25 protein-coding genes, 1 pseudogene and 1 riboswitch are annotated in these 24,672 nt (G+C 66.2%); of the genes and pseudogenes, 8 read left to right on the top strand and 18 right to left on the bottom strand.

All coding sequences use genetic code 11. The annotated features are described in order from the left end of the window. The first annotated feature begins 123 nt into the window (after positions 1–123). Together ACQCS0_RS19315 and ACQCS0_RS19310 are read left to right on the top strand one after the other, a co-directional pair. Positions 124–1,647, top strand: coding sequence for a UDP-N-acetylglucosamine 1-carboxyvinyltransferase (locus tag ACQCS0_RS19315; RefSeq protein ID WP_354155147.1), 1,524 nt, complete (start codon positions 124–126; stop codon positions 1,645–1,647). A gap of 64 nt (positions 1,648–1,711) precedes the next feature. Beyond that, positions 1,712–2,938: a glutamate--cysteine ligase gene (locus ACQCS0_RS19310; protein WP_354155146.1), complete on the top strand. Its 1,227-nt coding sequence runs from the start codon at positions 1,712–1,714 to the stop codon at positions 2,936–2,938. 45 nt (positions 2,939–2,983) lie between these two features. Here the strand turns inward: ACQCS0_RS19310 and ACQCS0_RS19305 are convergent, their stop codons facing one another. Then, positions 2,984–3,538 carry a hypothetical protein gene (locus ACQCS0_RS19305; protein WP_354223744.1) on the bottom strand — a complete coding sequence of 185 codons (555 nt, stop codon included), beginning with the start codon at positions 3,536–3,538 and terminating at the stop codon, positions 2,984–2,986. Here ACQCS0_RS19305 and ACQCS0_RS19300 point away from each other — a divergent pair. Continuing rightward, entirely contained in the window at positions 3,524–3,745 is a 222-nt protein-coding gene (locus tag ACQCS0_RS19300; protein WP_354223742.1) for a hypothetical protein, read from the top strand. The genes ACQCS0_RS19305 and ACQCS0_RS19300 overlap by 15 nt on opposite strands. Positions 3,746–3,757: 12 nt before the next feature. Here ACQCS0_RS19300 and ACQCS0_RS19295 read toward each other — a convergent pair whose 3' ends face one another. Then, a complete protein-coding gene (locus ACQCS0_RS19295) occupies positions 3,758–4,381 on the bottom strand; it encodes a LysE/ArgO family amino acid transporter (protein ID WP_354155144.1) in 624 nt (207 codons plus the stop codon). Between the two features lie 70 nt (positions 4,382–4,451). On the opposite strand from ACQCS0_RS19295, the gene ACQCS0_RS19290 reads away from it, so the two are divergent. After that, entirely contained in the window at positions 4,452–5,354 is a 903-nt protein-coding gene (locus ACQCS0_RS19290; protein ID WP_354155143.1) for a LysR family transcriptional regulator ArgP, read from the top strand. Positions 5,355–5,372: 18 nt separating this feature from the next. Here ACQCS0_RS19290 and ACQCS0_RS19285 read toward each other — a convergent pair whose 3' ends face one another. The 8 genes from ACQCS0_RS19285 to ACQCS0_RS19250 all read right to left on the bottom strand — a co-directional run bounded on the left by ACQCS0_RS19285 (position 5,373) and on the right by ACQCS0_RS19250 (position 12,427). Continuing rightward, positions 5,373–6,581: an O-succinylhomoserine sulfhydrylase gene (locus tag ACQCS0_RS19285; protein ID WP_354155142.1), complete on the bottom strand. Its 1,209-nt coding sequence runs from the start codon at positions 6,579–6,581 to the stop codon at positions 5,373–5,375. After that, positions 6,578–6,991 carry a rhodanese-like domain-containing protein gene (locus tag ACQCS0_RS19280; protein WP_426939966.1) on the bottom strand — a complete coding sequence of 138 codons (414 nt, stop codon included), beginning with the start codon at positions 6,989–6,991 and terminating at the stop codon, positions 6,578–6,580. The genes ACQCS0_RS19285 and ACQCS0_RS19280 overlap by 4 nt, the downstream gene beginning before the upstream one ends. Next, the gene (locus ACQCS0_RS19275; protein WP_354155140.1) at positions 6,988–7,257 is read right to left on the bottom strand and encodes a DUF1737 domain-containing protein; all 270 of its coding nucleotides are present in this window, start codon (positions 7,255–7,257) and stop codon (positions 6,988–6,990) included. The genes ACQCS0_RS19280 and ACQCS0_RS19275 overlap by 4 nt, the downstream gene beginning before the upstream one ends. Positions 7,258–7,270: 13 nt before the next feature. Beyond that, positions 7,271–7,386, bottom strand: a riboswitch (SAM riboswitch). Positions 7,387–7,484: 98 nt separating this feature from the next. Next, on the bottom strand, positions 7,485–9,068 hold the full coding sequence (locus ACQCS0_RS19270; protein WP_426938947.1) for a long-chain-fatty-acid--CoA ligase: 1,584 nt from the start codon (positions 9,066–9,068) through the stop codon (positions 7,485–7,487). A gap of 47 nt (positions 9,069–9,115) precedes the next feature. Then, positions 9,116–10,381: an acetyl-CoA C-acyltransferase gene (locus ACQCS0_RS19265; RefSeq protein WP_354155138.1), complete on the bottom strand. Its 1,266-nt coding sequence runs from the start codon at positions 10,379–10,381 to the stop codon at positions 9,116–9,118. Between the two features lie 19 nt (positions 10,382–10,400). After that, positions 10,401–10,865: a pyridoxamine 5'-phosphate oxidase family protein gene (locus tag ACQCS0_RS19260; protein WP_426938946.1), complete on the bottom strand. Its 465-nt coding sequence runs from the start codon at positions 10,863–10,865 to the stop codon at positions 10,401–10,403. Positions 10,866–10,949: 84 nt separating this feature from the next. Continuing rightward, complete coding sequence (locus tag ACQCS0_RS19255; protein ID WP_354155136.1) at positions 10,950–11,417, bottom strand: NUDIX domain-containing protein; 468 nt, start codon at positions 11,415–11,417, stop codon at positions 10,950–10,952. Between the two features lie 68 nt (positions 11,418–11,485). After that, on the bottom strand, positions 11,486–12,427 hold the full coding sequence (locus tag ACQCS0_RS19250; RefSeq protein ID WP_354155135.1) for an aminodeoxychorismate lyase: 942 nt from the start codon (positions 12,425–12,427) through the stop codon (positions 11,486–11,488). A gap of 95 nt (positions 12,428–12,522) precedes the next feature. Between ACQCS0_RS19250 and cls the strand changes: the two genes are divergently transcribed. Next, the gene (gene cls / locus ACQCS0_RS19245; RefSeq protein ID WP_426939584.1) at positions 12,523–13,995 is read left to right on the top strand and encodes a cardiolipin synthase; all 1,473 of its coding nucleotides are present in this window, start codon (positions 12,523–12,525) and stop codon (positions 13,993–13,995) included. Positions 13,996–14,017: 22 nt separating this feature from the next. Here cls and ACQCS0_RS19240 read toward each other — a convergent pair whose 3' ends face one another. The 5 genes and pseudogenes from ACQCS0_RS19240 to ACQCS0_RS19220 all read right to left on the bottom strand — a co-directional run bounded on the left by ACQCS0_RS19240 (position 14,018) and on the right by ACQCS0_RS19220 (position 17,614). Continuing rightward, positions 14,018–16,099, bottom strand: coding sequence for a chorismate-binding protein (locus ACQCS0_RS19240; protein ID WP_426938945.1), 2,082 nt, complete (start codon positions 16,097–16,099; stop codon positions 14,018–14,020). A gap of 99 nt (positions 16,100–16,198) precedes the next feature. Beyond that, a pseudogene (locus ACQCS0_RS19235) lies at positions 16,199–16,321 on the bottom strand (bile acid:sodium symporter family protein); the annotation flags it as partial. Between the two features lie 2 nt (positions 16,322–16,323). Further along, positions 16,324–16,947, bottom strand: coding sequence for a LysE family transporter (locus tag ACQCS0_RS19230; RefSeq protein WP_354155133.1), 624 nt, complete (start codon positions 16,945–16,947; stop codon positions 16,324–16,326). Positions 16,948–16,988: 41 nt separating this feature from the next. After that, positions 16,989–17,378, bottom strand: coding sequence for a type II toxin-antitoxin system VapC family toxin (locus ACQCS0_RS19225; RefSeq protein WP_354155187.1), 390 nt, complete (start codon positions 17,376–17,378; stop codon positions 16,989–16,991). Beyond that, positions 17,378–17,614 (bottom strand): type II toxin-antitoxin system Phd/YefM family antitoxin, encoded by a 237-nt coding sequence (locus ACQCS0_RS19220; protein ID WP_111908258.1) that lies wholly within the window; start codon positions 17,612–17,614, stop codon positions 17,378–17,380. Before ACQCS0_RS19220 ends, ACQCS0_RS19225 begins: the two co-directional genes overlap by 1 nt. Positions 17,615–17,772: 158 nt before the next feature. On the opposite strand from ACQCS0_RS19220, the gene ACQCS0_RS19215 reads away from it, so the two are divergent. After that, a complete protein-coding gene (locus tag ACQCS0_RS19215; RefSeq protein ID WP_354156531.1) occupies positions 17,773–19,008 on the top strand; it encodes a transposase family protein in 1,236 nt (411 codons plus the stop codon). 111 nt (positions 19,009–19,119) lie between these two features. Here the strand turns inward: ACQCS0_RS19215 and ACQCS0_RS19210 are convergent, their stop codons facing one another. Together ACQCS0_RS19210 and ACQCS0_RS19205 are read right to left on the bottom strand one after the other, a co-directional pair. Continuing rightward, positions 19,120–19,941: a methyltransferase domain-containing protein gene (locus ACQCS0_RS19210; RefSeq protein ID WP_354155131.1), complete on the bottom strand. Its 822-nt coding sequence runs from the start codon at positions 19,939–19,941 to the stop codon at positions 19,120–19,122. Between the two features lie 44 nt (positions 19,942–19,985). Next, positions 19,986–20,495 (bottom strand): MarR family transcriptional regulator, encoded by a 510-nt coding sequence (locus ACQCS0_RS19205; RefSeq protein ID WP_354155130.1) that lies wholly within the window; start codon positions 20,493–20,495, stop codon positions 19,986–19,988. A 204-nt stretch (positions 20,496–20,699) separates the two neighbouring features. Here ACQCS0_RS19205 and ACQCS0_RS19200 point away from each other — a divergent pair, with 204 nt between their 5' ends. Then, positions 20,700–22,916, top strand: coding sequence for an MMPL family transporter (locus tag ACQCS0_RS19200; RefSeq protein WP_426939965.1), 2,217 nt, complete (start codon positions 20,700–20,702; stop codon positions 22,914–22,916). A 9-nt stretch (positions 22,917–22,925) separates the two neighbouring features. Here the strand turns inward: ACQCS0_RS19200 and ACQCS0_RS19195 are convergent, their stop codons facing one another. Then, the gene (locus ACQCS0_RS19195) at positions 22,926–23,771 is read right to left on the bottom strand and encodes an NAD-dependent epimerase/dehydratase family protein (RefSeq protein WP_354223737.1); all 846 of its coding nucleotides are present in this window, start codon (positions 23,769–23,771) and stop codon (positions 22,926–22,928) included. A 156-nt stretch (positions 23,772–23,927) separates the two neighbouring features. Between ACQCS0_RS19195 and ACQCS0_RS19190 the strand changes: the two genes are divergently transcribed. Beyond that, complete coding sequence (locus tag ACQCS0_RS19190; protein ID WP_354155128.1) at positions 23,928–24,659, top strand: TetR-like C-terminal domain-containing protein; 732 nt, start codon at positions 23,928–23,930, stop codon at positions 24,657–24,659. Positions 24,660–24,672: the final 13 nt, after the last annotated feature.

The raw sequence follows: 24,672 nt of genomic DNA, 5'->3' as shown, positions 1-24,672 counted from the left end.
CGGGGCGCCCTGTCTGCAGTGTGCGGTGTATCGAATATCGCATGGGGCGGGTATTCCGGCCGCCGCGCCGTGACTTGAGAGCCAAATACTCTGGCATTAGCTCATTTGTGATATTTCTTGTATATGATTCAGGAAACCGCCGAGCATATCGCCGCCACACTCAGGGACGCCCGGACCGAGAAAGGCTGGACCCAGGGCCAGCTCGCGGGCGCGCTGGGAACCAGCCAAAGCGCCGTCGCCCGGATGGAGCAGGGCAAGCAGAACCTGAGCCTGAAAATGATCCAGCGGCTCGAAGCCATTCTCGACCGCAGCATCGTCAAAGTGGGCAGACCGCAGATGACGCACCTGCGGATCGAAGGCGGCCGCACGCTTTCCGGGGCGGTGGATGTCAACAGCAGCAAAAACGCCGGTGTGGCGCTGCTGTGCGCCAGCCTGATCAACCGCGGCACCACCGTCCTGCGCCGACTCGCCCGGATCGAAGAGGTCAACCGAATCGTCGAGGTCCTGACCAGCATCGGCGTCGAGTGCACGTGGCTTAACGACACAGACCTCGAGCTCCGCCGCCCGGACGTCCTGGACCTTGACGCCATGGATGTGGACGCCGCGCGGCGCACACGCAGCGTCATCATGCTCCTGGGCCCGCTCCTGGACGAATCCGCGGAATACCGCTTGCCGTATGCGGGCGGGTGCGACCTGGGCACGCGCACCGTTGAGCCGCATATGCAGGCGCTGCGCCAGTTCGGGCTCTCAGTGGAAGCCACGGCCGGTTTCTACGCCGTCCAGGCTCCGCCGCCGGACACTCATGACCGCTCCTTTGTGCTGACGGAGCGCGGAGACACCGTCACCGAGAACGCAATCATGGCAGCGGCGCACCGCCGCGGCACCACCGTCATCCGCAACGCCAGCCCCAACTACATGGTCCAGGACCTCTGCTTCTACCTCGAGATGCTGGGGGTGAAGATCGACGGCGTGGGCACCACCACCCTGAAGATCACCGGGCAGCCGCTCATCGACGTCGACATTGAATATTTCCCGTCCGAGGATCCCATCGAGGCCATGAGCCTCATCACCGCCGGCATCGTCACCAACTCAGAGGTGACCATCCGCCGCGTCCCCATCGAGTTCATGGAGATCGAACTGGCCACGCTGGAGCAGATGGGCCAGCAGCTGGAGATTTCCGGCGAGTACGTGGCGCGCAACGGCCGCACCCGGCTGGTGGATGTGACTACCAAACCGTCTGAGTTGCGGGCTCCGGAGGACAAGATCCACCCGATGCCGTTCCCCGGCCTGAACATCGACAACTTGCCGTTCTTCGCGGTCATTGCCGCCAACGCCCATGGCCAGACCATGATCCATGACTGGGTCTACGAGAACCGGGCCATCTACCTCACCGAACTCAACCGGCTCGGCGCCCAGGTGCAGCTGCTGGACCCGCACCGGATCTACGTCAATGGCCCCACGAAGTGGCGGGCCGCCGAGGTGGGCTGCCCGCCGGCACTCCGCCCCGCCGCCTGCCTGCTGCTGGCCATGCTTGCGGCACGGGGAGTGTCGGAGCTGCGGAACATCTACGTGATCGAGCGAGGCTACGAGGACCTGGCGGAACGGCTCAACACCATCGGCGCCAAGGTGGAGTACTTCCAGGACTGACGCTCGGCAGAATCCGCCGGCTCCAGGACTGCCACGGCCTTGCCCGTTGCCGCACAATATAAGCATGCGCACATTCGGCGTCGAGGAAGAGCTCCTGATCGTTGATCCGGACACGGGGGAGCCGCTTGCCCTGGCAGATGCGATGCTGTCCGGCCGCCGGATGGCTGCCGATGACGCCCCGGAGCGCCACTATGTGATGGCAGGTACGGACCAAACCGCGCACGACGACGGGACAGGCCTGACTGCCGAGCTGAAGCTTGAGCAGATCGAGACCCAAACCCGGCCCTGCCTCGAGTACGCAGAACTGCTGCCGCAGATCCGGGCCGGCCGGCTGCTGGCGGACCAGGCGGCGGCCAAAAACGGGGCAAGGGTGGCCGCGCTGGCCACCTCTCCGTTTGGCCTCGCCAGCCACACCACCCCGGACCCCCGCTATGCCCGGATGCTGGAACGCTTCGGCCTGACTGCGCAGGAGCAGCTGACCTGCGGTTTCCACGTTCACACTTTCATCGAGTCCAAGGACGAGGGCGTGGCGGTGCTGGACCGGATCCGGGACAAGCTTGCCGTCCTCACAGCCCTGAGCGCCAACTCGCCGTTCTGGAACGGGGTGCGCACGGGATTCGAGAGTTACCGCACCCAGGCCTGGAACCGCTGGCCCACGTCCGGCCCCTCGGCAATTTTCACGACATATTCCGCATATCGGCGGGTGGTAACGCGCCTGCTGGACAGCGGCGTGCTGTTGGACGAAGGCATGATCTACTTCGACGCGCGCGTGTCCCGGAACCACCCCACCGTAGAGGTCCGGGTGGCCGATGTCTGCCTCCGTGCCGAGGATGCTGCCCTGATTGCGGTGTTGGTCCGGGCCCTGGTCGAATCGGCGAGCCGCGATTGGCGCGCCGGCGTGGATCCGGCCCCGGTGCCCACGGTGCTGCTGCGGATGGCGGCGTGGCAGGCGAGCAGCAGCGGCATGAGCGGTGAGCTGCTGGATTTCGGGACCTTCCGGCCGGCGCCCGCAGTCGACGTCGTACGGTCTTTGGTTGATTATCTGGCGCCTGTCCTCGCCGAGCAGGACGAGCTCGCCTTGGCCCGGCAAGGTGTTGAGGACATCATTGCCCGCGGCACCGGCTCAAACGAACAGCGCAGGGTCCGGGACGCAGCAATGGAAAAAACAGGACCCGACGACGGCGGGCTGGGGGCCGTGGTTGCCCACGCCGTGGAAGTAACGATACGCGGCACCTCCGGGTTGCTGGCGGAGGACGAGGCCCCTGAGCTGCTGCGGGTGCGCCAGTCCTGAGCTCTCCTGAACGTTCCCCTGACGCAGTTCGCGCCGGCCTCAGCATCAACGCCGGGGGAGTGCGTCCGTGTTGTCCTCGGCGGGAGCCGGGGGTTCCACGTAGCGCATCAGCTGGACACCCACAGCGGTTTCCACCAGGTAGAAGGCGAACGGCGGAATGTCCTTGGTGCCAGCCAGGATGGCAGCGAAGACCGGTGCGCTGGCGGCCGCCGTGATGCCGGTCCAGGGTTTCAGCGGCAATAGCAGGAGTCCCGCCCCCAGGGCCGCGAGCCCGCCGATATGCAGCCCTGAGTATGTCAGGAACGTCCAGTTTGAGCCCCGCCGATAGGCGAACCCCTCCAGGTCCGTTGCGCGGTTCGCAAGGGCCACCACAAACAAGGGCGCGCCGGCGAGCAGGGCGGCGGCTGCGGCGGCAGCCAGCGTCCTGGCGAGGCCGTTGGCGGGGCCCGGCCGGACGGATTGGGCGAACCGGACGAATCCAACGGGAACGGCCATGGTTCCGGCGGCTGCCAGGAATTGTCCGGCTATCCAGAGGCCTCGGTGGCGCTCCAGCATGGCCAGCCTGGTGGCCGGGTCGCGGGTGGCATGCACGTTCCCCACGAACGAAATCCCCAGTCCCCAGCAAGTGCCCGCCGCGACGATGACGGCTCCGGCCTTTTGAAATGGCTTGTTGCCGTGCACTTGCTGGTTTCCATTCATGGCTGGCTTTCGGTCCGGCGGATGCGTTGGCCCAGCGACATCGCGGTGGTGACCATGAAGTTACGCCGCACCGTCTCCCAGGTCAACGTCAGTGTCCGTGCGCGCTAAGGAACATGGACGTCACGCACCGACAGCCAGGCGCACACCCAGCGTGAGCATAACCGCAGTGACGAGCCCGTCAAGGATGCGCCACGAGCCGGGCCGCGCGAAGAAAGGCCGGAGGACCCTGGCACCGAATCCCAGCGCGCTGAACCAGGCGATGCTGGCGGCCATGGCCCCGGCACCGAACCACCATCGCACATCGTGCGCCTGCTGGTTGGCCACCGATCCGAGCAGCAGCACGGTGTCCAGGTAGACGTGCGGGTTGAGCCAGGTCAGGGCCAGCACCGTGCTGAGGGCGGCGCCGAGGCCGACGGCGGGCTGGCGCGTCGATGCCGTCAACGCCACCGGACGCAGTGCCCGGCGCGCGGCCAAGATGCCGTAGCCCACCAGGAAGGCGGCTCCGGCAAACCGGACCACGTCCACGATCACGGGGCTCGACTGGAGCAGCGCCCCCACTCCGGCGATGCCCGCAGCGATGAGCAGCGCATCGGAGACGCTGCAGATTAGGACGACGGCGGCCACATGCTCGCCGCGGATGCCCTGCCGGAGCACGAAGGCGTTCTGGCTGCCGATGGCCACGATCAGGGCGAGGCCCGTGCTGAAGCCCAGCGCGGTGGGGCCTATAAGTGCAGTCAGATCCATATCCTCCAACGTACGGGCCGGACGTAGGATTACTCCAGCTAAATATTCTTAGCTCTATTAAGGAAAGCTAATGAAGATGTTCCAGTTTGAGCAGCTCCGGACTTTCGCGGCGGTGGTGGACGAGGGGACGCTTGAGGCGGCGGCGCGGAGCCTGTACGTCACGCCGTCGGCAATTTCCCAACGGCTCAAGGCGATGGAGGACGCGGCCGGCCAGATCCTGTTGCAGCGCACCAACCCCGTCCGGCCCACAACTGCCGGGGAAGCCATCCTGCGGTTCGCCAGGCAGGTCCGGCAGCTCGAATGGGACGCCCAGCAGGAGCTAGGGGCGAGCCGTGACCGGCCGACGGCGCCCATCCCCTTGGTGGTGAACGCGGACTCACTCTCCACCTGGTTCATGCCTGCCTTGGCAAGTCTTCCGCCAGACCTCGGCGCTTGCTTCGAACTCCGCAGGGAGGATGAACAGCATTCCACCCAGCTCCTGCGGACGGGATCGGTGATGGCCGCGGTTACCGCAACGCCGGAACCGGTCCAGGGCTGCAGCGTGGAACCGCTGGGTTCCCTGCGGTACCGTGCGGTGGCAAGTCCCGGCTACCTCCGGCGCTGGTGGCCCGACGGGCCGGAACTTGTTTCAGGGAGCCACGCCCCGGTGGTGGACTTTGACCGAAAGGACGACCTGCAGGACGGGTTCTTCCGCACGAGGACCGGCGCAGAACTGACCGCGCCGCGGCACTATGTGCCGTCGTCGGCCGAGTTCGCCCAGGCCATCCGGCTGGGACTGGGATGGGGGCTGCTGCCGGAGCAACAGTGCCTGGCAGACCTCCGCAGCGGCGCCCTCGTGGAGCTGGCCTCCGCGAGCCCCGTTGACGTGTCCTTGTACTGGCAGCGGTGGAAAATCGACTCGCCGGTGCTCAACCAGCTGACTGCCGCCGTCCGGGAGACGGCCTCCCGGGAGCTGCGCCAGCCAGGCGCCTGAACCGGCCGCCGCCTGCCGTCAGATGCGCTTCAGGGCCTGCTCCAGGTCGCCGATGAGGTCGTCCACGTCCTCCAGGCCCACGGACAGCCGCACCACACCGTCGCTGAGCCCGATGGCGGCGCGGCCTTCGGGACCCATGGCGCGGTGTGTGGTGGTGGCCGGGTGGGTGATCAGGGACTTGGCGTCGCCCAGGTTGTTGGAGATGTCGATGATCCGTAACGCGTCCAGCAGCGCAAAGGCGGCGTCCTTGCCCGAGCGGTCATCCGTCGTCGCAAGTTCCAACGTGAGGACGGTGCCGCCGGCCTTCATCTGCTTGGCGGCGAGCTCGTACTGCGGGTGGGACTTGAGCAGCGGGTACTTAACCCAGCTGACTGCCGGCTGCTGCTCGAGCCATTCGGCCAGCCGCAGCGCTGACGCGGACGAGTGGTTCACACGCAGGGCCATGGTCTCCAGGCCCTTGGTGAGGACCCAGGCGTTGAACGCTGATAGGGCCGGGCCGGTGTGCCGCATGAGCTGCTTGACCGGGCCGTCAATGAAATCCTTGGTGCCCAGGATGGCTCCGCCCAGGACGCGTCCCTGGCCGTCGATGTGCTTGGTGCCGGAGTACACAATCACGTCCGCGCCCAGCTGGCCGCAGCGCTGCAGCAGGGGAGTGGCGAAGACGTTGTCGACGACGACGGTGGCCCCGGCGGCGTGCGCCAGTTCGCTGACGGTGCCGATGTCCACGATTTCCTGCATCGGGTTGGATGGCGATTCGAAGAACACTGCGGTGGTGGGTTCCGACAGTGCAGCAGCCCACTGTTCGAGGTCCGGGCCGTCAACGAACACGGTTTCCACGCCCCAGCGCGGCAGGATCTCGTTCAGGATCACAAAGCAGGAGCCGAACAGTGAACGCGCGGCAACCACCCGGTCGCCGGCCGCCAGCAGGGCGCCCAGGGCGGTGAAGACCGCTGACATGCCAGATGCCGTCGCAAAGCACGCTTCGGTGCCTTCGAGCAGGCGAAGGCGTTCCTGGAAGGTGGCCACGGACGGGTTGCCGTACCGGGAGTAGACGAAGCGTTCGTCCTCGCCGGTGAAGGCGCGCTCGGCGGCGGCAGCGGACTCGTAGACGAAGCCGGAGTTCAGGAAGACCGGCTCGGTGGTCTCCTGGAAGTTGGTGCGGTCCAGCCCGCCGCGGACGGCCTGCGTTTCGGCGCTCCAGCCGGCGGCGTCTTCGTTGAAAGTCACTTCGTTATTCCCAGGTTGGTGGGGAGGCCGCGGTTCTTCCAGCCGTTGACGGTGCGCTCGCCGTAGCGGTCCGTCTCGCCTTCGAAACCCTCAAGGACGTTGTAAGCGGTGAAGCCGGCCTGCGTCGCGGCGATGGCGGCGGCGATGGAGCGCTGGCCCGAGCGGCAGAGGAACACCAGTTCGGCGCCGTCGTCCTCCGGTGCCTGCTGTGTCAGGTCGGTGATGAAATCCGGGTTGGGGATGCCGCCGGGGAAGGTCCACGGGATGAACAGGGGATCGTGGTCCGTGGCCTTGGTGTCGGGGATGCCGATGTGGGCCCATTCGCCTTCGGTCCGTACGTCCACCATAATGGCGCCCTGCTCCAGCTTGGCCCAGGCTTCGTGCGGGGTGAGGTCTCCGGCGTAGCTCATGCGTGGCCCTCGCCGTCGAAATCGAGGTCTTCAACGGCGGTGGCCACGGCGGCGTCCGCCGTTGCGATGGCTGCCGGGAGGATCAGTGCCTGCGCAACAATCACGCTGGTGCCGTTGAACGTGGCGGCGGGGCTGCCGTGCAGGACATACCCTTCGGCCAGGGCAGTGGAAATCCGTTCACAGAAAGACCTGTCGTCCGGCCCGGTGACAAGCCGGTACGACAGTTTTTCTTCGGGGGCAGGGTCAGGGGCGGGGGCGTTAGGCACGACGGAACTCCTTCTTTCACGCTTGCAGCTCGAATGGGTCGATATGCCGAGTATTCACCTGAGGCACCCCGCCGCGAAAGGGAGGGTTGCCGACCGGCCAGTCAGGGCTTGGCGCCGGTTCTCATTACTCCCGAAAAACGTAACACTCGCCCCGCCCCGCCGCACCGCCGCCGTCGTCATGTTCCGTAACCAACGCGTGTTTCCTGTCCCGCATCATTCCCGCCTGATCACCCTGTTGGAGTATGGGCGGCGCTGTACCGGGCGGTGAGTTCGCGCTTGAGGACCTTGCCGCTGGGGCCGGTGGGGAATTCGGTGACTAGGGTAATGATCCGCGGATACTTATAGGCCGCCAATTCCGCGGCGGCGAAGTCCCGCAACTCATCAACGGTGGCGCTGCTGCCCGGATTGAGGACGACGGCGGCCGCCACCTCCTGCCCATGGGTTTCGTCGGGGACGCCATAGACGGCAACGCTCAGGACTGCCTCGTGCCGGCTGAGGACTTCCTCTACCTCGCGCGGGTAGACGTTGAAGCCGTTCCGGATGATCATCTCCTTCTTCCGGTCCAGGATCCGGAGGTAGCCGTCCCCGTCCTTGGTGCCCAGGTCGCCGGTCCGGAACCAGCCGTCCACCACAGCCTCGGCGGTGGCTTCGGGCCGGTTGAGGTAGCCCGTGAAGAGGTTGTGCCCCCGGACCACCAGCTCGCCTAACTCGCCCGTGGGCAGCAGTTCGATGGCATCTTGGACGTCCGCGCGGGCGATCTCCACCTGGACTCCCCAAATGGCCTGGCCGACCGTTCCGGGCCGCGGCGCTTTGCCTACATGGTTGAAGGTGGCAACCGGGGACGTCTCGGTCAGGCCGTAGCCTTCGTAAATGTCCGAGCCGAATTCCGTCTTGAACCTGTCCATCACCGCCACCGGCAGGGACGCGCCGCCGGAGATGCAGTAGCGCAGGGCGTTGGACCGGCCGGTGTTGGTGCGGGCGGCTTCGAGCATGGCGATGTACATGGTGGGCACGCCGAAGAAGACATTGATGTTGTGCCGGGCGAGGGCATCCAGGGCTGCGTCCCCGCGGAACTTGGGCAGCATCACGATGGTGGCCCCCGCCCGCAGCCCGGTGTTGAGGACGCACGTCTGGCCGAAGGTGTGGAACATCGGCAGTCCGCCGAAGATGACGTCACCGCGGCGGAGGTCAAACGTGCTGGTCAGCAGCGTATTGGTCTGTTCCACAAGGGCGAAGTGGCTGCCCAAGGCGCCCTTGGGCTTGCCGGTGGTCCCGGATGTGTACAGAATCGTGGCCGTCTCGAAGGGCCGCAGCGGCAGCCAGGTGCTGATGGGCTCGGCTCCTGCCGCTTCGGTCTCCAGCCGGGCAGCGCCTTCGGTCCCCTCCGGCACCAGGACGGTGACGACGTCGATGCCCGCGGCCGCGGCGCCTTTGGCACCTTCCTCAAGGAGCGGTCCGGCGCAGACGAGCAGCTGCGCGCCGCTGTCGCGCAGCATGTACTCGATCTCCTTGCCCTTCAGCAGCGCATGCAACGGCACCACCACGCCGCCCAGCGCGAGGACCGCGTAGTAGACCCGGGCGAAATCAGCAATATTGGGCATCAGCAGGGCCACGCGGCTGGCGTGCCCCACGCCACGGTCCCGCAACGCACCGGCATACGCGCGCGTCTGTTCCCAGAGTTCGCTGTAGGTCACCCGCTCCTCGCCCACCACGAGGGCCGCGGAGTCCGGGAAGCGGGCGGCTGATTCAGCCAGGATTGCGGCAACAGAGATGGTCCCGAAACCCTCTTCGGCGGTAGGTGAAGTGTTCATGGTGTCCTGTCTGGCTAGTGGAGTGGTTGACAGCAACGCGGGGTCACTTAGCGCCCGTCCAAAGCCTCCGCATGGGCGTTAAGTGACCCCGCGTTGCTTTGGAGGAGGGGTGTGGGTCGGGCTTTGAGGATCAGGGCGTCGCCCTGGCCGCCGCCGCCGCACAACGCAACCACGCCTGTCCCGCCGCCGCGCCGGTTCAGCGCGAGTGCCTGATGCAGGACCAGACGCGCCCCCGAGGCGCCCACCGGGTGGCCCAGGGCGATGGCGCCGCCGTCGGCGTTGATCCTGTCCGCGTCGATCCCCAGGTCCGTGGCGGACTGCAGTACCACCGAGGCGAAGGCTTCATTGATCTCAATCAGGTCCACGTCGTCAATGGTCATCCCTTCAAGTTTCAGGGCCCGCTCAATGGCGCGGGACGGCTGGGAATGCAGGGAACCGTCCGGTCCGGCGGTCTGGCCGTGGCTGCCGATTTCCGCGATCCAGCTGAGGCCGGCCGCTTCCGCTGCTGCCTTGCTGGCCACTACCACGGCGGCCGCGCCGTCGGACAGCGGGGAGGCAGAACCGGCGGTGATGGTGGCGGCCGGATCCTTGGAGAAGGCGGGCTTCAGTGCCGCCAGCGTCTCGATTGTGGTGCCGGCGCGGATGCCCTCGTCGGAATTAATCACGACGGCGGGTCCCCGCCGCTGCCGGACCTCCAACGGAGCGATTTCCTCAGCCAGGATGCCGGCCGCCCGGGCGGCCTCCGCCCGTTGGTGCGAAAGGGCGGCCACGGCGTCCTGGTCCTCGCGGCTGATGCCCAGGCGGACGTTCCCGGCGTCGGTGGCGGAGCCCATCAGTTCACCTGAGACGGGGTCCTGCAGGCCGTCAAAGTTCAGCGAATCCAGCAGCGGCGCGTCACCGATCGCGACGCCGCCGCGGAGCCGGGGCAGCAGGTGCGGGGCGTTGGTCATGGATTCCTGGCCTGCCGCCACAATGAAATCAGCCTCGCCGGCGCGGATCATCCGGGCGGCATCGATCACGGCGGTCAGCCCGGACAGGCACAGTTTGTTGATGGTCACGGTGGGCACATCCCAGCCGATGCCGGCGGCGAGGCTGGCCTGCCGGGCGGGTCCCTGACCAGCGCCCGCCTGGATAACCTGCCCCACGATGACGGCCTGGATCTGTTCCGGCGCCACCCCGGACCGTTCCAGTGCGTTCCGGATGGCGTGGGCACCCAGTTCGCTGGAGGTGAGCCCGGACAGGCTGCCGCGGAACTTGCCGAAGGGGGTCCGTGCGCCGCCCAGGATGACGGGGATGTGAGAATCGTGGCTCATGGGGTGCCTGTCGCCCGCGCTACTCGAAGGAAGCACGACGGCGGTCCGACAACCGGGTGTTCCAGACGTCCGGTTTGGTGACCTGGAAGCGGCGGCCGGTCAGCGCGAGTGGCGTCAGCCGGATGTAGTATTCCTTGGGCCCGGGCTGCCAGGGCTCCAGATGCAGGGCGTCAACGGCGTCCTTCTCGGCCTGGGCCTCGATCACGGCGGTGTCTCCGCGCGCCACCACGCTCCAGGCGATCTCCGTGCGGGGATCGTATCCATCGATCTCCAGCGCCGCGGGACGGTCCGCCTGGGCGCCCCAGAGTTTGGCGCCACCGGCGCTGCGGAAGACAATGCTCCTGCGGTCCAGCACGTAGTTGACCGGAAAGATCTCCGGATGGCCGTCCACTACCAGGGCCAGGCGCCCCAGCATGTCATCGGCCAGCAACTCCCAGCATTCGTCGAACGTCAATGTGTTGGTCGGCTCCGTGTGAGAGTTCATGCACCAAACCATACGGACCTGCGCGACGGACCAAAAGGGCAGTTCCGCCCGTCAGTACCCGGCCCGGGTCTGGGGCGGATCAATTCAGTGCCGTTCAAGACGCTCCAGCAGCGCGTCCAGGATCGGAAGCTGGCCCTTGACCAGCTTGCCGCGGGCATCGGTTTCCGTCACCCACCGGGCGTCGTCCACCTCGGGAAAGTCCTGGATGATGCCGGATCCTCTGGGCCACTCCAGCGGAAATGTGTTGCTCACAATCCCATCCGGCTGGAAGTCAGACTCAGCCGCAAACACCGTAATGATCTTTCCGGACGATTGCCGGAAGGCGCCCAGTTCGAAGTAGTCAACGGCCGGCGGCGGCGTGCCGATCTCTTCGGCGAATTCCCGAAGGGCGGCCACCAGGGGTTCCTCATCGGGAAGGTATTCGCCCTTGGGAACGGACCACGACTGGGTCTGTTTGCGCGCCCAGAACGGTCCGCCCATGTGCGCTATCCATACGTCCAGCCCGTCTGCTCCCCGCCGGTACAGCAGGATCCCCGCACTGCGAACCGCCATGGCCTCAGGCCCTCCTGCTGAACGCCGGAAAACTGCTGCATCCCGGAAAACTGTTGAATCCCAACGAACTACTGAACCCCGGCAAGCAATGCGTTGAGTTCTGCCGTCAGCTGCTTCTGTACGGCAGGCGTTCCCACTTCCTTGCCGTCAATGTGGTTCACCGGTGCGAGCAGCCTGATGCTGGAAATCAGCCATACGGCGTCGGCATCCAGCAGGTCCTGCGGTTCCAGCGGACCATACCCGAGCTCCCACCCGGCCGCCTTGGCCGCCGCGAAAAGGGCACCCTGGGAGGTCCCGGGGAGGATCCCGCTGTCCAGCTGCGGGGTGATGAGCCGGCGCACCGTGCGGGTGGCGCCGGCGCCGTCGTCGGAGGTTTCCACATGTGCCAGCAGCACAGTGGACGTGGGACCCTCCAGGACCCGGCCGTCTGAGGACGTGAAGATGACGTCCTCGGCGCCCTGTTTGTGGGCGTACCGCAGGGCGGCCATGTTCGTGGCATAGGACAGGGTCTTGGCGCCCAGCAGCAGCCACGGGGCACGCTCAGCCACGTCGCTGTCGTAGCCGCGGTCCAGGAGGATGACGTCGATCCCGGTTTCGCGCTGGCGGCGGCCGAGGGCGCCCACCGGGGAGATCTGAACCCAGCACGTAGGGGACTCCGCGCCGTCCGGGCCACGGGTAACCAAGAGTTTCACCACCACCTCGTCCTCATCTGGCGAGGGAGCAGGGTGTTGGGTGCGGCGCTCCGCGACGCCAGTGGAGATGGCTGCCCGCCACACGGCCTGAGCCGGGATCGCCAGGTCAAGGGCCTGGGCCGACCCCGCCAGCCGGTCCAGATGAGCCTGGAGCTTCCGGACGGCGCCGCCCACCGCGAGCATGGATTCGAACACGCCATCGCCGCGAGTGGCGCCCTGGTCCGTGGCCATCAGCTGGGGCTGTGAAGCGTCGGCCAGCCGGCCGTCCGGGAACGCGGGGTCAAGGAAAACGAGCACCACGGGCGCAGGAGAAGTCATGGCTCCAGCTTAGTAGGGCCCACCGCGGCTAAGCTGTGGTCATTGCCCCGCCGGAACCGGTCCGCGGGTGCGCGCAATCCGGGGGTATTCCAGTGCTGTGGCCAATTTCTCTTGCCGGTACCGCCCCCGCGTGGTTGGTGGTGGTGCTCAGCCTCGCCGACCTGGTAATCCGGGTCCTGGCCATCGGCATCATCCCCGGCAACAGGCGCCCCACCACGGCCATGGCCTGGCTGCTGGGAATCTTCTTTGTGCCGTTCCTGGGGCTGGTCCTTTTCCTGCTGTTCGGAAACTTCAAGCTCTCCAGGCGCCGCCGCCAGCAGCAGGAGATCATCAACACCCGGGTGCGGTCCGGCATCTCGGCGCTCGCCGACGTCGTCAGTGAGTATCCCGGGCCCGAATGGGTGAAGTCGGCCGGGGAACTGAACCGGCGGCTCGGCTCCCTCCCCATGGTGGACGGCAATTCCGTGGACCTCATTCCCGGCTATCCGGACTCGATCCTGGCCATGACCGAGGCGGTGCGCAAGGCCAAGAACTTCGTTAACGCCGAGTTCTACATCATGAGTACGGACCACATCACCGATGACCTGCTGACCGCACTCGAGGAGGCCGCCGAGCGCGGCGTGGAAGTCAGGGTGCTGTTCGACCACATCGGCACGCTCCGGGTCAAGGGTTACCGCAACTTCCTCAAGCGGCTGAGGGCCGGGAAGATCCAGTGGAAGCGGATGCTCCCGCTGCTGCCGACCCACGGCCAGTGGCGCCGCCCGGACCTCCGCAACCACCGGAAGATCATGGTGATCGACGGCGAACTCGCCTTCACGGGGTCGCAGAACCTGATCGAGCCTTCCTACAACAACCCCAAACACCGCAAAGCCGGCCGCGAATGGGTGGAGCTGATGGCCTGCCTGCGCGGACCGATCGTCACCACACTCAACGTCGTTTTCGCCACGGACTGGCTGAGCGAAACCGACGAGTCGCTGGAACATCAGCTGCAGCTCCCGGCCAACCCCGAACCGGGCAACGTCACAGCCCAGGTGGTGCCGAGCGGCCCCGGGTTCATCACCGAAAACAACCTGCGTCTCTTCAACACCCTGATCTATTCTGCGCAGCACCGGATCTCCATCTGCAGCCCGTATTTTGTGCCCGACGATTCCCTGCTCTACGCCATCACCACAGCGGCCCAGCGGGGCGTGGACGTGGAGTTGTTCGTCTCCGAGAAGGGCGATCAGTTCCTGGTCCATCACGCCCAGCGCTCCTATTACGAGGCGCTGCTGGAGGCAGGTGTCCGGATCTACCTCTACAAAGCGCCCTTTGTGCTCCACGCCAAGCACTTCACCATCGACGACGAAGTGGCGGTCCTGGGCTCCAGCAACATGGACATGCGCTCCTTCTCGCTGAACATGGAGGTCTCGGTGATGCTGCTCGGCGCGGAAATCGTGAACAACATGCGCGCGGTGGAAGACACATACCGGGACATTTCGAAGGAGCTCATGCTCGAGGACTGGGTCCAGCGCCCCTTGGCCGCCCGGTACATCGACAACGTGGCCCGGCTGACGGCTACCGTCCAGTAAGCCTGCAAGTCACCAGGGCTGCCTAGCCGGTGGGAAAGTCCGCGCCCAGCGCGGACAGCACACCGTGCGCCTTCACCCGGATTTCGTCGTACTCCTCGCCAGGTACCGAGTCGGCAGTGATGGCGCCGCCGATGCCGAGGGTGAGTTCCGCCGTCGCCCCTTGTCCGCCGCCGTCACCACCGGGCTGCGCCGTGGTGACCAGAGTACGGATCGCCACCGCCAGGTCCGTGGCCCCGTTGAGCGAAAAGTAGCCGATCGCGCCGGAATACAGGCCCCGCGGGCCTTCCTCCAACCGGTCCAGGATTGCCATGGTGCTGATTTTCGGGGCGCCGGTCATGGAGCCGGCAGGGAAACATGCGGCCACCGCCTCGGCTCGCGGCGCTCCGGGCACGAGCTGCCCATCGATAGTACTGACCATCTGGTGCACGGTGGCGTAGCTTTCGATCTCGCACAGCCTGCTGACTGTCACCGATCCGGGCTCAGCGAAGTGGCTAAGGTCGTTCCGCAGCAGGTCCACAATCATGATGTTTTCCGCACGGTCCTTCAGCGAGGCCGCCAGGTCCTCCCGCAGCTGCCTGTCGCGCTCCGGATCAGCACCCCGGCGGCGGGTGCCCTTGATCGGTTCGGCGCGCATGCCGCCGTCGGACGTTATCCTCAGGAACCGCTCAGGCGACGTACTGGCCACCGTCAGCCCGCCGAACCGCAGGTAGCTGGCGAACGGCGCCGGGTTCTTCCGCCGCAGCGCGAGGTACGTGGGCCAGGGGGCGGCCGCGGCGGCGGGCAGCCGGGCCGTGAGCGTGGTGGTCAGGCACACCTCGTAGGAGTTGCCCTCATGGATTTCGTACTGGGCGGCTTCGATTTTGGCCAGGTAGGAGCGCTCCGTGTCGCGGCTGCTGAATGCGGGCCCAACGGAACGCACGACGACGTTGCTGCCGCCGGGGTGCGAGCTTTGAGCGCCAGAGCCCGGGGTGCTTGCGGAGCCGGCGACGGCGGCGCGGGCGTCGGCCAGCCAGCCGTCGGCGTCGGGCGCTTCCAGTGCAAGGAGCCAGGCCGTTCCTTCAACGTGGTCCAGAACGACGGCGCGGCCCGCGAAGATCAGGGCCGCGTCGGGAGTCGGCGCCGCTACGTCCGTCCCTCCGGTTTCGCGTTTGAGCTCATAGCCCAGGCAGCCCAGCCAGCCCAGGGTGAAGTCGCCCGGGTAGCCCTCCGGAGTGCGGACCGCCCGGCGTCCCCAGACGGTGTCCAGCCAGCGGAAGAACGGTCCCGGCACGCGCGCCGTGGCGGAGCCTGCCGTGATCACGCTTTCGCCGGACCGGTGCGTGACCGCCTGGCCGTAAGTTCCGCCGTCGTCCGCGAGGATGCTGAAGCGGTTGCGCTCGGTGTCTGCGTTGGCGATGCCGGCGTTGGAGGAGTCCAGCCAGACGGCGTTCGCTGAGCCGCCGAACAGGTTCTCGAAGAGTACGGCGGCGTCAGGCCTGGCGACCAGCCGTTCTGCACGCAGCCTGAGGCCGCGGCGGGCGGCAAGCTCGGGAACAAGCGCCGGTCCGAGGGCGGGCAGGTACACGAGGGCCTGCATGACGTCGGCGGTGGCGGAACCATCGGCATTGTTGCGGACGCGGATATCGGCTTGGCGGCGGACGTCGTCGGCGGCGAGCCACGAGTTCTCCTGCTCGGCCCATTGGTCCCAAAACGGCTCATACGTCCCGCCGTCGCGGTCCAAGGCCCGCTTCCGGCGGATGTCGTCCGGCGCGTCCGCCCAGATGACAGCGCTGAGCATGGGCCTGGCGTCGGCGGCGGCCGCCCCCACTCCCTCAATGATCACGATCTCGGCGGGCAGCGTGACCCGGGTGTCGCCGTCGTAATGCCTGTCCCAGTCCCAGCTGGTCCAGGTGGCGGGCTCGGCGCGGCTCAAGGGTGTGAGCACGGTGGAAACGTAGCGCTCGATGCCCGCGGTGAGGCCATTCCAGCCCGGGTAGATATCTTCAAGGTGGAACAGCGCGACTTTGTGATGGTTCCGTAGCTGCGCGGCGAGTTCGATGGCCAGAGTGGTTTTGCCTGCGCCGGATCGCCCGTCAATGGCGATGATCACAGGTGCGGGGGTCATGAAATAGAGCGTACCTGCTGCTGCATCAGCCGCTGTCGCGGCGCCGCCTGGCCGAGGACCGTGCAGACGTGCGCGCTTGCTGCCTCCAGGCAGCTCCTGCTAGTCGTCCCGCAGCGGGCGCCGCGCCAACCAGGCCGCCACAATAGCGCCGGAGATGTTGTGCCAGAGCGAAAAAACGGCGGACGGCAGTGCGGCCAGCGGTGTGAAATGCGCGGTGGCCAGGCCTAGTGGATCAGGGCGAGGAGAATTCCCACCGCCACAAAGAGCACCCCGAAGATCCGGCTGAGGATCTTCTGGCCGCGGGCGTTTTGCGTGAAGCGCTGGAAGGATTTGGCGGCAAAAGCGAAGAAGAACCACATCACCAGGATGTCGATCACCACCACGGTGGCCGTGAGCACAAGGTACTGGGGCAGGAGGGGCTGTTCCGGGCGGATGAACTGTGGCATAAACGCGAGGAAGAAAACGATGGCCTTCGGATTGAGCAGGTTGACCCAGAGGCCGCGCCGGAACATTGACCAGGCGGGCTCATTCCGGAGGGCGGCGGCTTGTTCCTGGTCCAGTTCCGGTTTGCTCAGGAACTGGCGGATACCCAAGTACACCAGGTAAGCGGCGCCGGCGTAGCGGATCACGTTGAAGGCCACCGGGGAGCTGGCCACCAGCACGCCGACGCCCAACGCCACGATCACCACGTGGACAACCAGCGCTGCCTGCTGGCCAAGGATTCCCCAGATGGAGCGGCTGAACCCGGACGTCAGCGAGTTGCTCATGGTGTTGATGGCACCGGCGCCCGGCGTGAAACTGATCAGGACACCGGCGCCGGCGAGGGCGAGCCAAAGGGAGAATTGCACCTGCCAAGTTTAGTGCGGTCAGCACCACAAGAATGCCGCCCTCACCACAGTGTGGTCACGGGCTCAAAGGCGTGAAGCTCCTGATCTGCCGTCACCAGCGTCAATCCTTCCACCATGGCTTGCGCAGCCAGGGTCCGGTCAAAGGGGTCCTTGTGTTCCCAGTCCAGCTGACCGGCGGCCAACGCATGCGGAGCGGAGATGGCCAGCTCTGAGGCGTACAGGTGGGCCACCTGCCGCCCGAAGCTTGCCACTATCGCTGCCCCCGACGGCAGCTTGCCTTGATGGTGTTTGTACGACAGCTCGTATGCGGTCATGGGCGACACGAAGACCGAGTTCTCAAGCTTGGTGATGGCGTTCCTGGCTTTGGTGGACAGTTTCTTGGGTTCAGCGAGAGCCCACAGGAAAACATGGGTGTCCAGGAGCAGGCGCATCAATGATCGCCACCTGTCACTTCACCCATTTCCTCGTCGGTCCACGGTTCGTAGAACCCGTCAGGGATCTGAAGGGGCGCCAGGAAGCCCAGTTCGCGTTTGTGGGGGCGCTCGATTTTCACCAGCCGGGCCACCGGGCGGCCTGCCTTGGCAATGACCACATCCTCGCCGTTTTCAACAAGATTCAACAGCTCAGACAGGCGCGTTTTTGCCTCTTGGACGTTATATTGTCCCATGTTGACCAAGTCTAGTTGGTCAACCTCGGCGGTGTAAGGCTCCGACCAGACTCATCAATAGTGCTCGCGAGATGGGGTGCGTGCCTCATTTGAGAAACGCTCGCGTAAATCACGGGCCGCCACGGGCACGGCGGTGACGATGAGGGATGGGCCTGTCGATGGGTACGCGTAGGGAAATCACGAAGCAGTACGCACGCGATTATGCGAAAGGAGCCAAGAAGGCCAAGGGGGCGGTGCTCGATGAGCTGGTGGCCGTCACCGGCTGGTCAAGGGCCAATGCCCGTCGGGCGCTGTCCACGGCCCGTAAGCGTAAGGGTCCTGCGAAGGCTGTTGTGCGGAAGCCGCGGGGACGTACTTACGGCTACGGCACCCTCAAGGTCCTGATCGAGGTGTGGCGGTTCGCGGGGATGCCGTCGGGTAAGTACCTGGCCGCCACCATGGACCTGTGGCTGCCCAAGCTTGAGGCCTTCGGGGAACTGGACAAGGACAGGCTGACCCCTGAGGTGAGGGCGCAGCTGCTGAAGGTCTCCGGTGCCACCATCGACCGGCTGCTCAAACCGACCAAGGACGCCGGCAGGCCTAAAGGCCTGTCCGCGACCAAGGCCGGGCCCCTGCTGCGCAACTCAATCACGGTCCGCAAGGCCGGGGATGAACACGAACAGGCTCCCGGTTTCATCGAAGCCGACATGGTCGTCCACTGCGGCCCCACCCTGGCCGGGGAATTCGCCAGGACCCTCACCGCCACGGACGTGTTCACCGGCTGGACCGAGAACGTCGCGGTCCGCAACGGCGCGCACAAATGGGTGCTGGAGGCAATGGATGAGGTCGTGGCACGGCTGCCGTTCCCCATGGTCGGGTTGGATACCGATAACGGAGGAGAGTTCATCAACTACGCCCTGATCAAATGGGTCGATGACAAGGACATCTACTTCACCCGGTCCCGGCCGTACAAGTCCAACGACAACGCCCACGTCGAGCAGAAAAACGGCGACGTGGTCCGCCGGCACGCCTTCCACTACCGCTACGATACCGCCGCGGAGCTGAAGCTGCTCAACGCCCTCTACGCCCTCGTGCGGGTACGGCTGAACCTCTTCACCGCCACCACGAAAGCGGTCGGCTGGCGCTCCAATAAGCACGGGAAGAAGGCCCGCATCTATGACAAACCGCGTACCCCGTACCAACGCGTGATCGATTCCGGGATCCTGACCGGAGCTAAAGCCGCGGAACTCGCCGAGCTGATGGAGATCACCAACCCGGCCGACCTCACCCGCGGCATCACCAAGATCCAGACCCAGCTGATCGCACTCGCCGCAGCGAAAACACGGGCACTGGAAGCATCATCCACGCGAGCACAATTAGATGAGGCAAGCAAGACACTTTCGCGTGCATCTTGACATGAGTCGTTTCGGGCTCCGCCCAGTATTCGTTCTCTCCGTAATGGCTCATATGCCGACGTTATGGCGGCCAGAGCGGGGTGGATAGGCGTTGTGATCCCTATGTGGAAATCACGCCCGGGCGATGACCTCACCGTTTGGGATGAGGAACCAGCCGTCGTCGGTGGATCCCCAGCGGTGCCAGCCGGCCGAAATCCGGGCCAGGTCCGCTGGATTTGCGAAGCCGTACTCAAGGGCCTGCTCCGCGAAGGCCGAATGCAGCACTCGTTCGCCCCAGACCCTGGCCTGCCATCTCCGCTGTTGCCCGGTGGCATACAGCCAGTTGCTGCTGGTGGGCGCCACGTTGGTGAAGCCTGCGGACTGTGCCCAGGACACGAGCCGGCGGCCGGCGTCGGGCTCGGCCCCGTTGCGTCGTGCGATCCGCTGGTACAGGTCCATCCACTCGTCCAGTTCAGGGACGGCGGGGTACCAGCTCATGCCGTGGAAATCGGCGTCGCGGACTGCCACAATGCCGCCCGGTTTCGCCACCCGGCGCATCTCGCGCAACGCCTCCACCGGGTCGGTGAGGTGCTGGAGCACTTGGTGGGCATGGACGACGTCGAAGGTTTCATCCTCGAAATCGAGGTCATAGATGTTGCCGGCCAGGAACTCCGCATTGGCCACGCCGCGCTCGGCGGCCAATGCCGTGGCCTGGGCGATGATGTCCGGCGACCGGTCCAGGCCGGTGACCTTCCCGGGCGATACCAGCCCGGCGAAATCGCAGGTGATGCTCCCCGGGCCGCAGCCGACGTCGAGCACTGAAACCCCGGGCGTGAGGTGCGGAATGACAAAGGCCGCGGAATTCTCCGCGGTCCTGGAGGCGTGGGCGCGGACCACAGAATCGTGGTGGCCGTGCGTGTACACATCGTCGTCGTCAGGCTGCTGCGCACTCATAGTGAAACGCTACCCCTCCGCAGTGGAAAACGGACGGAACCTTCCTACTTGGCTGGGGCGGCAGGGCCGCCGCTGGCCGTATCCTCACGGGCCGCGACGGTGGCGTCCACCATGGCGGTCATGAACCGCGTGACGAGCTCCAGTTCGGCGGGCGAGAAGTCCGCCATGGCGGTACCCATGTGGCGCGACAGCGGCATGAACATGGCACTGCCGTCCCGGAACGCCTTCGGTGTCATGCGGAGCTGGACCTGCCGCCGGTCCGGGCCGAGACGCTCCCTGACCACGTGCCCCGAACTGTCCAGCCGGTCGATGAGGGCGGTGGTGGCGGGGGAGCTGAGGTTGAGTTCCTTGCGCAGGATGCCCGGCGTGACCACCAGGCCCTTGGCGGTGTGCCGCATGATCGCCGCCAGCGCATTGAGGTCCGTCCGGTGCATGTCGTTGCGGCCGCCAGCGGTGTCCACGTAGCGGTTGGCCTCCAGCGTGAAGTCCTGGAGCAGGCGGACCAGGGCGAAGGATGCGGAGTCCGGTGGGCGCTGGAACGTTTCGTCCGTCATGTTCGTCCCGCCTCCTGCGCTCGCTTGCCTGCCTGTGCCCGTGCCCGTGCCCGTGAGCCTGTCTGGTGCCCTGACGGATATTACTGCAGCGATGCCAGATGCGTCGCTCAAACAGGAAACCCAACCAAAGTATTTATCTCCATGGTGGAGATACTCTAGGATGGAATCAAGTGTACCGCGGCCACCCCGAGCGAAGCAGGAATCATGAAATCAAGTCCCCAGCACAGCGCGAGGGTACCGTTCTGGCTTCGCTGGCTCCTTCCCGTTTTATTGGTGCTTACGTGGCTGGCCATCGCCGGGGTGGGCGGACCCACCTTCGGGCGCCTCGACGAGGTCTCCTCCAATGACCAGGCTTCCTTCCTGCCGGCCAGCGCCGAAGCCACCGCCGCGCAGGACTGGCAGGCGAAGTTCCGTGATTCAGACCAAGTGCCGGCCGTTATCGTCATCGAGAACCGCGACGCCATAAGCCCCGCGGCGCTTGGCAAACTGGCATCCCTGAAAACGGGACTGGAGGGCCTCGAACCAGGCAGCGCTGTGATCGGACCCATCCCTTCGGAAGACGGGAAAGCGGTCCAGTTCATCGTTCCGATCGGGTCCACCGGTGAGCTGAAGGAATCCGTCCAGGAGTTGCGGGACTTTTTGGCAGATTCCGCCCCTGAAGGCATGCAGACCTTCGTCACCGGCCCCGCGGGCCTAACCGCAGACCTGGTCAGCGCCTTCGCCGGGATCGACGGCATCCTGCTCCTGGTGGCACTCGGTGCGGTGTTCCTGATCCTGCTCATCGTCTACCGCTCGCTTCTCCTGCCCCTCGCCGTCTTGCTCACCTCGGTCTTTGCGTTGTGCGCCGCCATTCTGCTCGTTTTCGGCATGGCCAAGCTCGGCTGGATCCAGTTGAGCGGCCAGAGCCAGGGCATCCTGTCCATCCTGGTGATCGGCGCGGCCACGGACTATGCGCTGCTGTACGTGGCGAGGTTCCGGGAGGCCCTGACCCACACGCGCAACCGGACCGCAGCCGTGCTGGCGGCGTGGAAGGCGTCGTTCGAGCCGATCCTGGCATCCGGCGCCACCGTCATCATTGCCCTGCTCTGCCTGCTGTTCTCGGACCTGAACTCCAACAAGGCACTGGGCCCTGTTGCGGCCGCTGGCATCCTCTGCTCGCTGTTCGCCGCGCTGACCCTCCTGCCCGCTCTGATGGCGCTCCTCGGCCGGGCCGCGTTCTGGCCGTTCCGCCCCAAGCTGGCTCCGGCGGGCGAGCGTGAGCCCGAACTGGTCACCGGCCTGGAGGGGCAGAAGGGCATCTGGCGGGCCACCGGTTCGCTGGTTTCCCGCCGCCCGCGCACGATCTGGGTAGCATCGGTCCTCCTCCTGGTGGTGGGTTCGGCCGGCGTGCTGCAGCTGAAGGCCAACGGCGTGCCGCAGACCGACGTCATTCTCACCGCATCCAATGCGGTGGACGGCCAGGACGCGCTGGCGCGGCATTTCGACGCCGGCAGCGGCAGCCCCGCCGTCGTCATTGCGGACGAAAGCAAAGCCGATGAGGCGCTGGCAAAGGTCAAAGCGGCCGACGGCGTGGGGGACGCCTACCTCCTGGCTGAAGGCGGGGTGCCGATCACCGGCGCCCCCGGGACTACCAGCGCTCCCGACGTCCACGACGGCAAGGTGCTGATCAACGCCACGCTTAACTACGCCGCGGATTCCAGTGAGGCGGAGGACTCGGTCAAGGCGCTGCGCCAGGACGTAAAAACGGTCGACGCCGGCGCTTTGGTTGGCGGTGTGACCGCCACGGCGCTGGACACCAACATCACTGCCCAGCGCGACCTGGTGATCATTATCCCCATCGTGCTGGTGGTCATTCTGTTCATCCTGATGCTGCTGCTTCGCTCCGTGGTGGCGCCGGTGCTGTTGGTGCTCTCCGTGGTGTTGTCTTACGGGGCAGCCATGGGCGTCTCGGCTGCGGTCTTCAACAGCCTGCTCGGATTCCCCGGCGCCGACGCCACCGTGCCGCTGTTTGGGTTTGTGTTCCTGGTGGCCCTGGGCGTGGACTACAACATCTTCCTGATGAGCCGGGTGCGGGAGGAGTCGTTGAAGCACGGGACGCGGCCGGGCATCCTGCGCGGACTCGGCGTCACGGGCGGAGTGATCACCTCAGCCGGCGTGGTGCTGGCTGCCACGTTCGCCGCACTGGGCGTCATCCCCATCATGTTCCTGGTGCAGCTCGCCTTCATTGTGGCGTTCGGCGTGCTCCTGGACACCGTGCTGGTGCGCTCGCTTTTGGTCCCCGCGCTCGCATACGACATCGGCCCGCGCATCTGGTGGCCCGGCAAGCTGGGCCGGCCGGAGCTGGATGTGGGGGTGCGGCGGGATGTTGGCCCGGTGGAGCCCGATCTTCATCCCGCGTCAGAGGGTGCCGGCCGCCGGTAAGCACAAGCCTCAGGCCTGCGCGCGCCACCAGGCCACCGTGGCCGCGGCTGCCTCGGCAAGGGGGGTCGGACGCAGGCCTGAGGCGGCCTGGCTCGCCGCGGAGTCCATCACGAACGGCTGATCGAACTGGTAGAGGGTTTCGGCGAGCTCCCGGAGATCCTTCGAGAAGGCACCCATGGCCCGGAGTGCCCAACCCGGGATGGCTCCCAACGTGGGCGACGCCGCACCGCCGGCTTCCGTGAACGCTGTGGCCAACTGCCGCTGTGGTACTGCCGGCCCGGTGGGCGCGTGCCACACCTTGTTCCACCGCGCCGGCGTCCCCGCGGCATGGATCATAGCCGCCGCCAGGTCCGGAACGAACGTGAACGAATGGGGCTGGTCCGCGCTCCCGATGACCCACACCTTCTTGCCGGCCAGCACGGCGGGGACCATGCGCTCGCCGGCATGTGAGGTTCGCACCCGTGGGCCAAAGAAATCGCCGGCAACCACGCTGACGGTATTGGTCGGAGAGGCGTCCCGCGCCTCCAGGAGTTTGGTCCGGACACCCCGCTTGCCGCCCTCGGCGGTCCGCGGACCCGCTTCTGTCATAGCTCGGTGCGGCTCGCTGTACGAGTAAAGGCTTTCGGGGAAGACAACGACGGCGCCCGCCTCGCCTGCAGCGGCCAGCACCGTTTGCTCGGCCGCTGGTACATGGGCGGCATCCTGGACGTCCGCTTTCACACGTTCAACCAGCGGATGCTCGGGGCCGCCGCCGGAGCGCGTGAGGATCCTGACGTTTCTTCCTTGGCCTGCGAGCTGTTCAGCGACCGTCCAACCCACGGGGCCGGCTCCGGTAACAACGTTGACATCGGTCATGACTTCTCCTCGTTGACATCGGTCATGACTTCTCCCCATGGACTTCTAATAGAGAGCACCGCTCTCCCAGTAGCGTGCGTGCACCTTCATTCAGAGGCTGTCAAGAGCGCTGCTCTCAATTGTTGACACTGCTCTGCTTTATGCGATGCTGGACAAATGAATGACCCTGCCGCGGACGCGGAAACCACCCTTCGGACACCGCGGGAGCGCGCACGGGCCCAGACGATTGCCGACATCGTCCGGCTGGGTCGGGAGCACTTGGCAATCCACGGCGCGGCATCCCTGTCGCTCCGCGCCGTGGCGAGGGACTTGGGCGTTGTCTCCTCCGCTGTCTACCGTTACGTGGCCAACCGTGACGAGCTCCTCACGCTGCTTCTGGTGGACGCCTACAGCGAGCTCTGCGACGCCGTGGATGCTGCCGTGAACGCGTTGCCGGAGCGCGACTTTGATGGCAGGTTCAAGGCACTCGGCCGGGCCGTCAGGACCTGGGCGCTGCGGGAGCCCGCGCGCTGCGGACTCCTGTTCGGCAGCCCGGTGCCCGGCTACCGGGCGCCCGCCGGCCAGACCACGACGCCCGGCACGCGCGTGATCTACAGCCTGGTCGGCATTCTCGACAGTGCGTACCGGGCGGGCAAGATAACGACGGCGGTACGCACCGCCGTCGTGCCTTCCGTCTTGGCTGCCGACCTGGAAGCGATCCGCGCGGGACTCGGGCTCGCCGTGCCGAACGAAGTTATGGCAAACGGAACGCTCGTGTGGACTTCACTCTTTGGAACGGTGAGCTTCGAGGTCTTTGGCCAGTACGGGGCGGACACCTTCCGTGCCCGCGACGAACTCTTTGAACACCACCTCACCGTCCTCGCGGGGATTGCCGGGCTCGGCGCCTGACGGAAACCCGCAG

The sequence above is a fragment of the Pseudarthrobacter sp. S6 genome (assembly GCF_050156575.1).
In the GTDB taxonomy this organism is placed as follows: domain Bacteria; phylum Actinomycetota; class Actinomycetes; order Actinomycetales; family Micrococcaceae; genus Arthrobacter.
The sequence above is the reverse complement of the archived record's forward strand: the minus strand, read 5'-3'. Positions and strand labels throughout refer to the sequence as shown.